Source organism: Bacillus cereus, from assembly GCF_007678085.1.
Taxonomy (GTDB): domain Bacteria; phylum Bacillota; class Bacilli; order Bacillales; family Bacillaceae_G; genus Bacillus_A; species Bacillus_A cereus_BE.
The window spans coordinates 80,411-92,642 of sequence record NZ_VEDW01000002.1; the positions used below are offsets into that span (position 1 = coordinate 80,411).

The window sequence follows — 12,232 nt, forward strand, 5'->3', positions numbered from 1 at the left end:
AATTCTGTTTTATAGTGTCTGTTTATAAAAGTGTCTTCTTTGAAGGCACCTTTTTTGTTATGTAGTATAGATAGTTTCTACTGTTTGCATAGTGGAAACTATCTATACTAAACATTAGAAATCTTCCGTATAAATATTATCAATTTACTATATATTCCAGTGGTGTTAACCTACATATGAAAGGCTTTCTTTTTCAAAATATTACCCCTAATAAATTTTTGAAGAAGTCAACTGTCTCCAAAATTGCCATTCATGCTTAGAGAAAAAGCACTCATTTAGAGTGCTTTTTCTTATTGAAACATGCTATTTTTTTAGGCGCCTTTCATAAAATAAAAGTAACGAAATGAAAGTAGGTGACAAAATGCCGTCAATTGTGGAAGGTGTTATTATTGAAAATTGTAACGGAACAATTAACTTAGGTGATAAATATAACGTGCAGCCAATTGAAAAAACGAAGGCTTATAATGGATCAGGATCATCGAATACAGGAAAAAAAGTACAAACATTTAGTGGTATTAGTACATCAGATGTAAGGGATAGCGATGCGAATGATCAGGGAATACAATTTACTTTATAGAGAAATATGTAAAATTGCATAAAATGATGAACTGGCCCTGTGCTACAATCTAGCTGTGAGCTGTTAATGATTCTTCTGTATTATAGTTGTTAGATTGGAAATATAACATCTTATCAAAAATCATACGTAAAAAAGACACTTCAAACGAAGTGTCTTTTTTCATTTTAGTGATACCCTTTAGCAGAGTCTTTATGAATTTTGTTTTTAAAGATACTGTAGCTCCAAAGTTGATATCCAATAACAATCGGTACCATAACCATTGCAACGAAGAACATAATTTTTAAGTTTAATTGACTACCTGCTGCGTTGTATAACGTTGTGCTATACGCGTCGTTAATACGTGACGGCAACATTCTTGGGAACATACCTGCAAATCCAGTTGTCATAAACATTGCGATTGTTAAGCAAACGAATGTAAATGCAAGACCGATTTTATGTTTGTACACCATAATAAGTGCGAGTACACTCATTAACATGGCAAGTACTGGAAGAATGAATAGTACAGGATATTCCGTGAAGTTTTGGAATAAATTTGTACGATTTGCAGTTGCTACATAGAAAATAGCTAAAATGATAGCAGCTGCCATTGAAAATGGTCTTGCGATTTTATAAGCGCGATCAGATACTTCACCAGTCGTTTTAATCATAACCCAGAGGGCACCAGATACGACGAATATAGCAGTGAAGAACAGACCTCCTAAAATACCGTAATGATTTAGTAAGCTAAGTAAATTTCCTTCATAGCCATTTTTTCCGATTTGTAGTCCGTAATAAAGGTTAGCGAACGTAACTCCGAATAAGAAGGCGATTAGGAAACTACCAATTGTAAATGTCCATTTACAAGTTTTTTGCCAAATTGGTGAATCATCTTTATGCATAAATTCAAGTCCGGCAGCACGAGCAAACAGTGCAAGTAATACTAAAAATAGTGGTGTATATAGGTAACTAAACATATTTGCATATGTGATTGGGAAGGCAGCAAATGTTGCGCCACCAGCTGTAATTAACCATACTTCATTACCACCCCAGAAAGGGCCAATTGCTTCTTGCAATTGATTTCGTTCTTGTCGGTCTTTCGCAACGAAAGGGAAAATCATTCCGTTACCAAGTGCATACCCATCAAGAATGAAATAAACTGTCCAAATCACACCCCATAAACCGAACCAGATAATTGCGAGCATATCATGAGACATGAGCAGTACCTCCTTCAGTAGCAGGCTCTTCTAATGCTGCAGGTCCTTTTTTCGCGAACTTCAGCATTAAGTATACGTCTGCGATTAAAAGTAAAGTGTAGAACAAGATTAAACTAATTAATGAGAACCAAATTTGTGGAACGGATATAGGTGATACAGATTCTGCTGTACGCATTAGTTTATAAACTGTCCATGGTTGACGACCTACTTCGGCAACAATCCAACCAGCGTTAATTGCGATATATGGTAGTAAAACAGACCACATTGTAATTTTTAAATAACGTTTTGAGTTTTCTAGTTTTCCTTTTCGGTTTAAATAGAAGCCATACCAAGTTAATGCCATAAAGAACATGCCAAGTGCAACCATTAAGCGGAAGCTATAGTACACGAGGTTAACGTTTGGGCGATCTTCTTTCGGAATATCTTTTAAACCAACAATCTCTCCATCAAATGAGTTTGTGTAGAAGAAACTTCCTAGTTTCGGAATCGTAAGGAATTCAAAGTTTTTTTCGTTTTTCACATCAGGAATTTGAACAATCGAGAAGCCTTGTCCTTTTCCAGTTTCCCAAACTGCTTCCATCGCAGCTCCTTTTGCTGGTTGATATTTAGCTGCTGATACACCAGATTGATGGCCCATAAACGGTGTAACAGTTGCGGCGAATAAACCTAACAGTAAACCAAATTTGAATGATTTTTTGAAGAATTCCACTTCGTTTTTACGTAATAAATGATAGGCACTAATTGCCATAACGAAGAAAGCACCAACGATATAACAACCAATTACAGTATGGAAGAACATGTTCCAAGCATATGGGTTTGTAACAAGTGCCCAGAAATCATTTAATTCAGCGCGGCCGTTACGTACGACGTAGCCAACAGGATTTTGCATAAAGCCATTTGCTGTAATAATCCAAAGGGCGGAAATATTTGTTCCAAGTGCAACCATCCACATACAGAAGGCGCGGAACTTTGGTGAGATTTTGTCTTTACCGAATAACCATATTCCCATGAAAGTAGATTCTAAGAAGAAGGCAACGAGTGCTTCGATTGCGAGAGGTGATCCGAAAATATCTCCCATATATTTGGAGTACTCAGACCAGTTTGTTCCAAATTGGAACTCCATCGTAATCCCGGTTATTATCCCCATGACGAAGTTAATTGTAAATAATTTCCCCCAGAAATTTGCCATTTTGCGGTATGTTGGATTCAATGTGCGGGCGTATTGAGTTTCCATACATGCTACTAAAATAACAAGTCCGATTGTCAAAGGTACAAATAAAAAGTGATAAAAAATAGTAATTGCAAATTGAAAACGACTCAGTAACAGAACGTCGGACATAATAAATATTCACTCCTTTTTTACATTATCTACAATTAGTTTATAGTGAAAATAGCAGTGTAGTATGTGAGACTTGTTACAAAGCTGTGTGTATATTTTGAAAGAATTATGTCGGTTATCTAAAAATATATTGCTTTTATAATATTACAATATACTTTTTGTGTTTTTCATATTTTGGTACACTGTTTATGTAGTGTAAATGAGAGAAAAGAGGGTTCCTTACTATGAAGTCATTAGAAGAGATTTTGCAGTACAATGAAAAATTCGTTGAAGAGAAGAGATATGAAGAGTTTGTAGCAGGGAAATTTCCAAACAAAAAGATGGTCATTATCTCTTGTATGGATACACGTCTTGTTGAACTATTACCGAAAGCAATGAATATGCGTAACGGTGATGTGAAAATTATTAAAGTAGCAGGTGCTGTTATTTCACATCCGTTTGGAAGTATTATGCGTAGTATTTTAGTTGCTGTATACGAGCTTGGTGCTGATGAAGTATGTGTAGTTGGTCACCACGATTGCGGTATGGCAAAAATTCAAGCGAGCAGTACAATTGAGAAGATGAAAGAGCGCGGTGTAACAGAAGAAAAATTAGATACACTTCGTTATTCTGGAATCGATTTAGAACAATTCCTGCGTGGTTTCTCTAGTGTAGAAGAAAGCGTAGAACATAGCGTATCAGTACTTCGTAACCATCCGTTACTTCCTGAAGAAGTACCTGTTCATGGTCTTGTTATTAACCCTGACACAGGAAAATTAGATTTAGTTGTGAATGGCTACGACAATTAAGAATTTACTTTGTCATCCTTTTTATCTGGGACAGGATCAAATCCTCCCGGGTGGAAAGGGTGACATTTTAATATACGCTTACATGTAAGCAAAAACCCTTTTAATGCACCATGTTTTTGAAATGCCTCTAATCCATAATGAGAGCAAGTTGGATAGAAACGGCAAGTTGGTGGTGTCATCGGAGAAATGAACTTTTGATAAAAGCGTATAATCCCAATAAAAATCTGTTTCATAATGGTCTCCTTTTCGGCATATTCTTAAAGTATTATAGCACGACTGTACATAATACTTTACTAATGTGCATTTCCATTATATCATATTGGATATAACGGAATTAAATTAAAAGCGGGAGAGATGTTGTATGCCATCAGTAGAAAGCTTTGAATTAGATCATACGATTGTAAAGGCGCCTTATGTAAGACATTGCGGAGTTCACAATGTAGGTAGTGACGGTATTGTAAATAAATTCGATATTCGTTTTTGCCAACCGAATAAACAAGCAATGAAACCAGATGTTATTCATACGTTAGAACATTTATTAGCATTTAATTTACGTAAATATATTGATCGTTATCCGCATTTTGATATTATCGATATTTCACCAATGGGCTGCCAAACAGGATATTATCTTGTAGTAAGCGGAACACCAACGGTTCGAGAAATCATTGATTTATTAGAACTAACATTAAAAGATGCGGTTCAAATTACAGAAATTCCAGCTGCAAATGAAACACAATGTGGTCAAGCGAAGCTTCATGACTTAGAAGGAGCACAACGCTTAATGAACTTCTGGTTAAGCCAAGATAAAGATGAACTTGAGAAAGTGTTTGGATAAGAAGGAAAAACTGCCTGTGAAAGGGCAGTTTTTTTATTTGTAGAAATGTATGTTATGAAGAGTATTGACTTTAACGTATACGTCAAAGTTTATAGTAGGGATAAATAAAGTAAGTAAAGGGAGGAAATGATGGATAAGTATAGCATTGGCGAAATTTCAAAAGAAACGAATGTAACGACGAGAACACTTAGATATTATGAGGAAATTGGATTGTTACAACCGTCGTATGTTGCCGATTCAGGATATCGTTACTATTCAAAAGATGATGTAATTACATTGCAGCAAATCACAACTTTTAAACAGCTTGGTTTTAAGCTTTCAGAAATAAAAGAAGTATTAAAAGAAGAAAAGGGGATTTCAGAAGAAGAAAGATGGAAAAATGCGATTCAAAATGAAATTCAAACAATACAAAGGGAAGTAAAAAGATTACAGGGTTTAGAAAAGCTACTATATACAACATTTCATTCCATTCCATTGAATTAACAGGAGAGCTTAGAACTGAAGATTTAATGTTATTTATAAAATCAGTACAGGGAATTGATCAGAGGGAGAAATTTTGGAAAAGGTATTTTAATGAGGAAGAGCAGCAGATTATTCAGGGGTTACCAACATTTGAAGAAAACGATAAAAGAACGCAAGAGTGGCTGCAAGTATTAAGAGAAATTCGCGAGCGTATAAATGAACCAGTAGATTCACCAGAAGTTCAACAATTAGCGGGGAAAGTAGTGGCTTTTTCTATGCATGTGTTCCAAGAAGATGAACAATTAATAAATAAGTATTGGGAATTAATTAGACCTGAAGAGGGAGAGATTGCAAAAGTATATGGACTTGATTCGGTAACAATGAAGTATATAGATGAAATGGTAGAGTATTATTTGAAAAAGGAGGAAGATAAATGACAGCTATGCAAAAAGAGAAACTATATGGAAAGGCGCACGCACGATTAGAGCGGCAATATTTTTATAAACATGTGGGCATTTTCATTCTTGCGCAGCTACTATTTATTTTCGTAGTAGAGCTTGTACCAGCTCAAGAGTTACCGAGCGGTTCTTATTTTCTTCATATGAAAGAATGGATTTTAAATAAACAAATCGGTTTTTATCAAAATGAAACTATTAATACCATTATCAGTGTTTGGACATCGGTACTTATGATTCATTTTATATGGGCGATGTCTTACATTTTTTTTCCGAAAAAGAAGCGTAGCTCTTCAAAACAAGAAATACGACAAGAGGAAAAAGAAGAAGTGAAAGAGGAGATTAGTACAAATAGGGCGTGGCTGTATTTAGTATTTGGAGGCTTAATTGAAATATATTGGGCAACAGGATTAAAAACAAATTCGATGAGCATTTTGACACTTATTGCAATTTTAGTTAGTTTTCATCTATTAATTGAAGCAACGAAAAGAATCCCAATTGGAACGGCATATGCAGTCTTTACTGGAATTGGGACAGTTGGAACGATAGTAATAGATATTGTGTATTTTAAAGAGCCATTTTCGTTTATTAAAATTTTCCTTGTTTGTTTATTGGCACTATTTATTATCGGATTGAAATTTAGTGGCGACAAGGAAGAGGTGAAATAAAATGGCGTGGATGTATTTAATTATAGCCGGGCTTTTTGAAATTGTCGGTGTAATTGGGATAAAGAAAGTAGCAAAGGATAATAATTGGACGAATAATATTATTTTAATAGGTGGCTTTATTATTAGTTTTCAATTTTTAACGATGGCGCTTCAAGAAATTCAGTTATCAATTGCATATGCAGTTTGGACTGGAATTGGGACGCTTGGTGCAGCAGTTGTCGGTATTTTATTCTTTCAAGAGCCGAAAAATGCTTTTCGGATTATTTGTATCGTTGGAATTATGGGAACGATTATTGGATTGAAAATGGTGAGTTAAAGAAGAGCTGAAATGCTCTTCTTTTTTTATGAAAGTATACTAGACGCCCCAACATACAAAACAAAGGCAGAACCGAGAAAATAAACAAATGCCTTAGCTTTTTCTTGTTTTTTCATTTCATCAATTCCAAAAAAGATAAACATACTACTTAAAAGGATAAAAACGTATGGTAAAAGGATAGTGAGGTTTGCGAAGAAGCTAAATATGGCGAGAATAAGTGCGATAGAAGATATTATAATTCGAATGTTTTTAAACATATAATCCTCCTTTAAAAGAACATTATAAATGGAATAACAAAAACAATCGTAAAAAGACTTAAACCGATGCTAATAGCTCCAATTTGTTTTTGCTGTTTTTGAATCGTCTCCATTCCTACTAAAATGCCATATAAACTAAAGAGGAACAAAATGATAGGTGAAAAGGTTTGAAAGTTCATTGTAAAGGTGCTGTATAAGCATAAGATTAAAGTAATAAAAACGATGGTTAGCTGTAACTTTCTTATATGCATTTTAACCTCCTAGTAGAAAGTTAGTTATTGAGAGACAAAAATTATAATAGCAACGATTAAAGTGAATACGCCAGAAAAGAAGGAGAGTGTACTATGTACTTTCTTTTGTTTCTGTTTTTCTTCTGCACTCATGATGAAGGTCATAATAGATAAGGCGATGAGCATATAAGGCATTGTAACAAGTGCGTTTGTAAATATTATGGATAGAGCGAGAACGATGACGATAAGAGCGGATATAATGCGAAAGGTTTTTAGCATACAAATCTCCACCTTTTAAATAAACTATTTACCGGAATAGCTCTGAGAAGCTAAGAAATAAAGCACCAGCACCTGCCATAAAAGCAAGTATACCGCTAGATTTTCTGTCTTGTTTTATTTCTCCTAGCGCTATAGTGAAAGCCATTAATCCTAAGAAAAAGAACATATAAGGCATAATGTCTCTGTTACCGCTAATAAAACCATAGATTGCTATACATAAAGCGATAAGTGCAAAAGTAATTCGAACGCCATTTAACATAAAAACCCTCCTTCTAGTTTATCCTGCATTTAACGGGCAGTAAGACCCCCACCTCAAAATTCAGCGAAAGCAAAGAAGTTAGGTGGGGGATGAACAAAACCCCCACTGATTAAAGTTTCACTTTATGTAGGTAATGATAAGAACAATCCAAGAGAAAGCTCTAGCAGCAATACAAATAAAGCCTATTCCTGAATCCTTTTTTTTATTTGCTCAATAACAATGAGAAACGGTAAAGCTCCTAATAGAGATTGTGAAAGTTATGTTGACCTGTCAGTAAACTAATACTGAGTATGATATAGGCTAAAATAAGTAGTATATGAAGCGTATTATGAATTCTTCTTACTGTTTTTTGTATAAGGATTATCTTCTGGTTTATCAACAGAATGTTTATATGCATAGCCTTTATTAATCGTCATGACGGAGAGTACTAGTATGACTAGGACGATTATAATACCGATAATTAATATTTTGAACATGAAATCCCTCCTTTTCTTTATTTTACATAATTTTGTAATTGATGAAAACAATAGAAATTAAAAGGATGAAAGAAGGGTGTTACATGGAGACGAAAAAAACATATTATATATCAATAGGAAACGGTCAAATTTCACAAGTGAAGACGGCGGATACGTATAATTTTGAGATTTCCGCAAGTGATGAGGAAATTACGGAGTTAAGAGAGTACTTCGATCAAGCATATGTAGAGGATTTAGGTTCATTTGTACGTTCTCACGTTCCATTTGTTGAGTATCATCACGATTCAAATAATGACCGATATGATGAACAACTACAAAAAGCATATAAAATGATTTACGATTTAGGAAATCATGAGACGAAAGAATTAGTCGCGCAAATGGGAATAATCAATGGATTGTAATTGGATAATATTATGCAGAAAAGCTAGAATATGCTACAATTTGTGGTAGGAAAAACTTGTAACCATCAATAGGGGAGTAATGGCATGTACAAATTTAAAGATTATTACCACAACACTGTACAATTATCGTTTGAACGTTATCCATTTTCTCCTGAGCCAAAGCATGTTTGGGTTGTATGCCGGTACGGGGATCAATGGTTATTAACGCATCATTTACGTCGCGGTCTTGAATTTCCAGGTGGTAAAGTGGAACTTGGGGAAACACCGGAAGAAGCGGCAGTTCGAGAGGTTCATGAAGAAACCGGCGGCATAGTTTCTGATTTAACTTACTTAGGACAATATAAAGTATCTGGAAAAGACAAAATAATCATTAAAAACATTTATTTTGCAACAATTAGTGCGGTAGAAGAACATACGCATTACGAAGAAACGAAAGGATCTGTTTTATTAACAGACATTCCTGATAACATTAAAACGGATAGAAAATTTAGCTTTATAATGCGTGACGATGTATTGGCACGTACGATGAAACATATAGAAGAAATCGGCTGTTTTACGAAGTAAAGTGGCCGGTTTCTTTTTTTGTGGGCAAGAATGAATGTAAATATATCTTTACATAATTTTGGGTATATTATACAATTTTGTAAAGATATATTTATATTTTAGGAGGGGGAAAGATGAATAAAAGAAAAGAAACGACTGTTACTGTTTCGATGGTTAAATTAAATTTCTATTCATGTTGTATAGCATTCGCTCTAGCGATTGGAGTTAGTTTTTTACATTCACTTCTTTCAGGCGGATTTCAAATCGAAATTACGTTACCAACCCTGTTTCTTTTTATTATCGTAATGATTGTTCTTGTTTGTATTCATGAAGCGATACATTTAATAGGGTTTCGCTATATCGGAGGCGTTCCGTGGGGTGAACTGAAATGGGGCGTCAATTGGAAATTAGGCGTTGCATACGCTCATTCTAAACAGGCAATTACAGTAAAGCAAATGAAGAAAGTATTAATGCTACCGTTTTTACCAACTGGAATTTTGCCAATTATAATTGGGTTAGCTACGAATGTGCAATCCATCTCATTTTTAGGGATTTTACTAACAGCAGGTTGTATCGGTGACATTGCCCTATATCGAAAAGTTTCAAAGTTTCCAGATGATGCACAAGTTAAAGATCATCCGAGTAAACCGCAGTTTACAGTATATGAATCATAAAGGAAGAGGAGGCATTTTTGAATAACGGCCTCCTCTTTCTTTATGATTTTTGTTGATAAGTTAATATTTCTTGCCATATCGCTAATAAAATCCCATGTACTATCATATTGTTTTCATCTTTACCTCTAAAAACGAAAGCACCTCCAACAAATCGTTCACTACACGTGGATGCTCAAAGCCATCCAAAAATGAATCTCGCTTCCACACACCAAGAATCCCTACTCGTTCAGAAGCAAGCACATCGTTTTCTGGATGATCTCCAACGTAAAGACATTCTGTGGCCTTAACGTCCAGCTTGTGCAAAGCTCGTTCGAAAATTGCAGGATGTGGTTTTTTAATTCCTTCCGCTTCAGAAACGAGAATTGTATTTGTATACGTATGTATGTTTAGTGCGCGAAGATTGTTCATTTGAAAGTCAGTAAATCCGTTTGTTATAATGCCAATTTTCATATTTTTTTGTGTTAAACGCTGAAGTAATTCATGCATGTTTTGGAAAGGAATACAATGATGTTGAAAGTTAGTAATATAGTCGTGCAGCAGTTGCTCTTGCGTTAAAGTGGTAATATTGTATTCGCAAAGGAGAGTAGCATATACTTTATCTTTCCACGTATAGCCATTATTATCGAGTTCAAGAAACCGAGAACAATACTCTGATTTTTCTATGCTCATTAAGTGAGAGGAAAAGCGATTATATTGATCATGAATAAATTGTTCTAGAGATTGGCGCCGATCTAATAGTGTTCCATCTAAGTCGAATAAGACTGCTCGAATCATGAGAAACCTCCTTACAGTTTGTATAATTAAGTATCGCACATTCGTTAGAAATTGATTATGATATTTTTGTAGAATGAACGACGGAGGTTTATATGAAGAGATTGTATGGCAAGTTAGTAGGGTTTATCGTCGCAATGGGTTTAGTAGCAGGATGCGATAGTTCTATGAAGAGCGTGAAGGAAAAAGAAATTTGTAAAACAGAAGAAGAATGTGTGGAAATAGGAGATAAGAAACTTCAAAAAGTATATGAAAAAATAGATGGATTATCTGAGCTTGAAGCAGTAGAAGATTATGAGATAGAAGAGCATGAAAGTGCGGATATGAAAGAGGCAGAGCAGAAAAAAGAGGATGACGAAAATTATTTCTTTTTAGCATCTTATTATATTGATGGTGATGAAATTGTAGATCCTTATTTTGAAAAGATAGAACGGAAACGTTTAAATAAAGTATTCGCTGAAGATAAAGAAGCGAAAGAAGAGGTACTACAACAGCGTCAAGATAAAGGTTATCATGAAGACTTATGGGATATGTACCGTACTCTCATTCCAGCTAAATATCGCGGGAATATAACAGAATTTGATTTAATCACGGATGGTTATGACGGCGTTGTTGCCCACGTTATGCCGAGTATGGAGAATCCGAAAGACTGGACTCTTAGCTTAGATACGCTTGATTCGGCGGTAAATATCGATGAAGTGATGAAAACATTAATTCACGAGACGGCTCACGTGTTGACGCTCGGGCATAAGCAAATACCAGTAGATGAAAAGTATGTAAAGGATTTTGAAGAAGATAAAGATATTTCAAAGTACAGAAGTAACTGTGAAACGCTTTTCTTACAAGAGGGATGTACGAAGGAAAAATCTTATATTAATCAATTTTATAACTCTTTCTGGAAGGACATTGAGCAGGAGTGGACAGAAAAGAAAGTAGAAGAAAGTGAAGAAACTCAAATTGAATTTTTTAAAGAAAAGCATGAGGAGTTTGTATCACAGTATGGAACGACAAATGTAGCGGAAGATATTGCAGATACGTTTACAGCATTTATTTTGCAAGACTCAAAAAAAGTGAAAGAAGGATCGGAGTTAAAGTATAAAAAAATTGCGTTCTTCTATCAGTTCCCTGAGCTTGTAAAAATGAGAGCGGAAGTGTTGACGGGATTATATGATGTTTCGAAAACGATAGAACAACAAAGTGAACAATAAAGTGAACAATAAAGTGAACAATAAAGTGAACAATAATGCGAGTTATATATTTTAGCTACGAAAACGTAAAGAATTTAGTTCTTTGCGTTTTTTTGTTGATAAAATTGAAAATTCTGTCTTTTTTAAAAAAGAAGAAGGAACTGAAGCTTTAAAAGAGAATTAGTATAAAAATGTCACAAATTAGACACAATTATAATGCGCATATTGTAGGGACTATAAGTTTACTCTCAAGGAGGTAATGAAACGTATGAAAACGATTCTTGCGGTTGCTGGTCTCATTTGGGTAATGTCTCACGGTTTTCCGATTTTTGAAGGAGAGCAAATTCGTAGTGCATTAAATAAAAAGTATGATGATTATCATGTAATAGATCGAAAAGAAAATGTCGTTACAGTACGTGTGAAAGATTGTTTCCATACAGTTACAGTTGCGGATGGTAACGTTACAAATGAAACAAAGATGTGTGATAAAAGGTAAAGAAAGAAGCTGACTATAGTCTATTG

General features: G+C 34.7%; 19 protein-coding genes and 2 pseudogenes. 11 read left to right on the forward strand and 10 right to left on the reverse strand.

Going from position 1 to position 12,232, the window contains the following annotated elements; genetic code table 11:
• Positions 1-343: 343 nt before the first annotated feature.
• The gene (locus FS742_RS09445; RefSeq protein ID WP_144612140.1) at positions 344-577 is read left to right on the forward strand and encodes a spore germination protein; all 234 of its coding nucleotides are present in this window, start codon (positions 344-346) and stop codon (positions 575-577) included.
• A gap of 164 nt (positions 578-741) precedes the next feature.
• On the opposite strand, the gene cydB is transcribed toward FS742_RS09445, so the two are convergent.
• A complete protein-coding gene (gene cydB / locus FS742_RS09450) occupies positions 742-1,770 on the reverse strand; it encodes a cytochrome d ubiquinol oxidase subunit II (RefSeq protein WP_144612141.1) in 1,029 nt (342 codons plus the stop codon).
• Positions 1,760-3,109 carry a cytochrome ubiquinol oxidase subunit I gene (gene cydA / locus FS742_RS09455; protein ID WP_061677535.1) on the reverse strand — a complete coding sequence of 450 codons (1,350 nt, stop codon included), beginning with the start codon at positions 3,107-3,109 and terminating at the stop codon, positions 1,760-1,762. The genes cydB and cydA overlap by 11 nt, the downstream gene beginning before the upstream one ends.
• Before the next feature lie 224 nt (positions 3,110-3,333).
• On the opposite strand from cydA, the gene FS742_RS09460 reads away from it, so the two are divergent.
• A complete protein-coding gene (locus tag FS742_RS09460) occupies positions 3,334-3,897 on the forward strand; it encodes a beta-class carbonic anhydrase (protein WP_048529555.1) in 564 nt (187 codons plus the stop codon).
• Here FS742_RS09460 and yidD read toward each other — a convergent pair.
• Positions 3,894-4,130, reverse strand: coding sequence for a membrane protein insertion efficiency factor YidD (gene yidD, locus FS742_RS09465; RefSeq protein WP_016085830.1), 237 nt, complete (start codon positions 4,128-4,130; stop codon positions 3,894-3,896). The two genes, FS742_RS09460 and yidD, sit on opposite strands and share 4 nt — an antisense overlap.
• Positions 4,131-4,258: 128 nt before the next feature.
• Between yidD and luxS the strand changes: the two genes are divergently transcribed.
• From luxS to FS742_RS09485, 4 genes and pseudogenes are all read left to right on the forward strand, one after another.
• Positions 4,259-4,732, forward strand: a complete 474-nt coding sequence (gene luxS / locus FS742_RS09470; RefSeq protein WP_001141371.1) for an S-ribosylhomocysteine lyase LuxS — start codon at positions 4,259-4,261, stop codon at positions 4,730-4,732.
• A 129-nt stretch (positions 4,733-4,861) separates the two neighbouring features.
• A pseudogene (locus FS742_RS09475) lies at positions 4,862-5,631 on the forward strand (MerR family transcriptional regulator).
• Positions 5,628-6,317, forward strand: a complete 690-nt coding sequence (locus tag FS742_RS28195; RefSeq protein ID WP_144612142.1) for a DMT family transporter — start codon at positions 5,628-5,630, stop codon at positions 6,315-6,317. The pseudogene FS742_RS09475 and the gene FS742_RS28195 overlap by 4 nt, the downstream one beginning before the upstream one ends.
• 1 nt (position 6,318) lies before the next feature.
• A complete protein-coding gene (locus tag FS742_RS09485) occupies positions 6,319-6,633 on the forward strand; it encodes a DMT family transporter (RefSeq protein ID WP_000312450.1) in 315 nt (104 codons plus the stop codon).
• Positions 6,634-6,659: 26 nt separating this feature from the next.
• Here the strand turns inward: FS742_RS09485 and FS742_RS09490 are convergent, their stop codons facing one another.
• From FS742_RS09490 to ytzI, 6 genes and pseudogenes are all read right to left on the reverse strand, one after another.
• Positions 6,660-6,890 carry a YczI family protein gene (locus tag FS742_RS09490; protein WP_144612143.1) on the reverse strand — a complete coding sequence of 77 codons (231 nt, stop codon included), beginning with the start codon at positions 6,888-6,890 and terminating at the stop codon, positions 6,660-6,662.
• Positions 6,891-6,901: 11 nt separating this feature from the next.
• Positions 6,902-7,141 carry a hypothetical protein gene (locus tag FS742_RS09495; RefSeq protein ID WP_144612144.1) on the reverse strand — a complete coding sequence of 80 codons (240 nt, stop codon included), beginning with the start codon at positions 7,139-7,141 and terminating at the stop codon, positions 6,902-6,904.
• A 24-nt stretch (positions 7,142-7,165) separates the two neighbouring features.
• On the reverse strand, positions 7,166-7,399 hold the full coding sequence (locus FS742_RS09500) for a DUF3953 domain-containing protein (protein WP_144612145.1): 234 nt from the start codon (positions 7,397-7,399) through the stop codon (positions 7,166-7,168).
• A gap of 28 nt (positions 7,400-7,427) precedes the next feature.
• Positions 7,428-7,658, reverse strand: coding sequence for a YczI family protein (locus FS742_RS09505; protein ID WP_144612146.1), 231 nt, complete (start codon positions 7,656-7,658; stop codon positions 7,428-7,430).
• A 117-nt stretch (positions 7,659-7,775) separates the two neighbouring features.
• Positions 7,776-7,992: pseudogene (locus tag FS742_RS09510) on the reverse strand (hypothetical protein).
• A complete protein-coding gene (gene ytzI / locus FS742_RS09515) occupies positions 7,985-8,134 on the reverse strand; it encodes a YtzI protein (protein WP_000472802.1) in 150 nt (49 codons plus the stop codon). Before ytzI ends, FS742_RS09510 begins: the two are co-directional and overlap by 8 nt.
• An 83-nt stretch (positions 8,135-8,217) precedes the next feature.
• On the opposite strand from ytzI, the gene FS742_RS09520 reads away from it, so the two are divergent.
• The 3 genes from FS742_RS09520 (at position 8,218) to FS742_RS09530 (ending at position 9,752) form a co-directional block, all read left to right on the forward strand.
• Positions 8,218-8,535, forward strand: coding sequence for a hypothetical protein (locus FS742_RS09520; protein ID WP_000448410.1), 318 nt, complete (start codon positions 8,218-8,220; stop codon positions 8,533-8,535).
• Between the two features lie 84 nt (positions 8,536-8,619).
• Entirely contained in the window at positions 8,620-9,099 is a 480-nt protein-coding gene (gene mutTA, locus FS742_RS09525) for an antimutator 8-oxo-(dGTP/GTP)ase (protein WP_000276386.1), read from the forward strand.
• Between the two features lie 113 nt (positions 9,100-9,212).
• Positions 9,213-9,752: a DUF3267 domain-containing protein gene (locus FS742_RS09530; RefSeq protein WP_144612147.1), complete on the forward strand. Its 540-nt coding sequence runs from the start codon at positions 9,213-9,215 to the stop codon at positions 9,750-9,752.
• 102 nt (positions 9,753-9,854) lie between these two features.
• Here FS742_RS09530 and FS742_RS09535 read toward each other — a convergent pair whose 3' ends face one another.
• Positions 9,855-10,526: an HAD family hydrolase gene (locus tag FS742_RS09535; RefSeq protein ID WP_144612148.1), complete on the reverse strand. Its 672-nt coding sequence runs from the start codon at positions 10,524-10,526 to the stop codon at positions 9,855-9,857.
• A 92-nt stretch (positions 10,527-10,618) separates the two neighbouring features.
• Between FS742_RS09535 and FS742_RS09540 the strand changes: the two genes are divergently transcribed.
• Complete coding sequence (locus tag FS742_RS09540) at positions 10,619-11,731, forward strand: recombinase family protein (protein WP_144612149.1); 1,113 nt, start codon at positions 10,619-10,621, stop codon at positions 11,729-11,731.
• A gap of 247 nt (positions 11,732-11,978) precedes the next feature.
• Positions 11,979-12,206 (forward strand): hypothetical protein, encoded by a 228-nt coding sequence (locus tag FS742_RS09545; protein WP_000849118.1) that lies wholly within the window; start codon positions 11,979-11,981, stop codon positions 12,204-12,206.
• Positions 12,207-12,232: the final 26 nt, after the last annotated feature.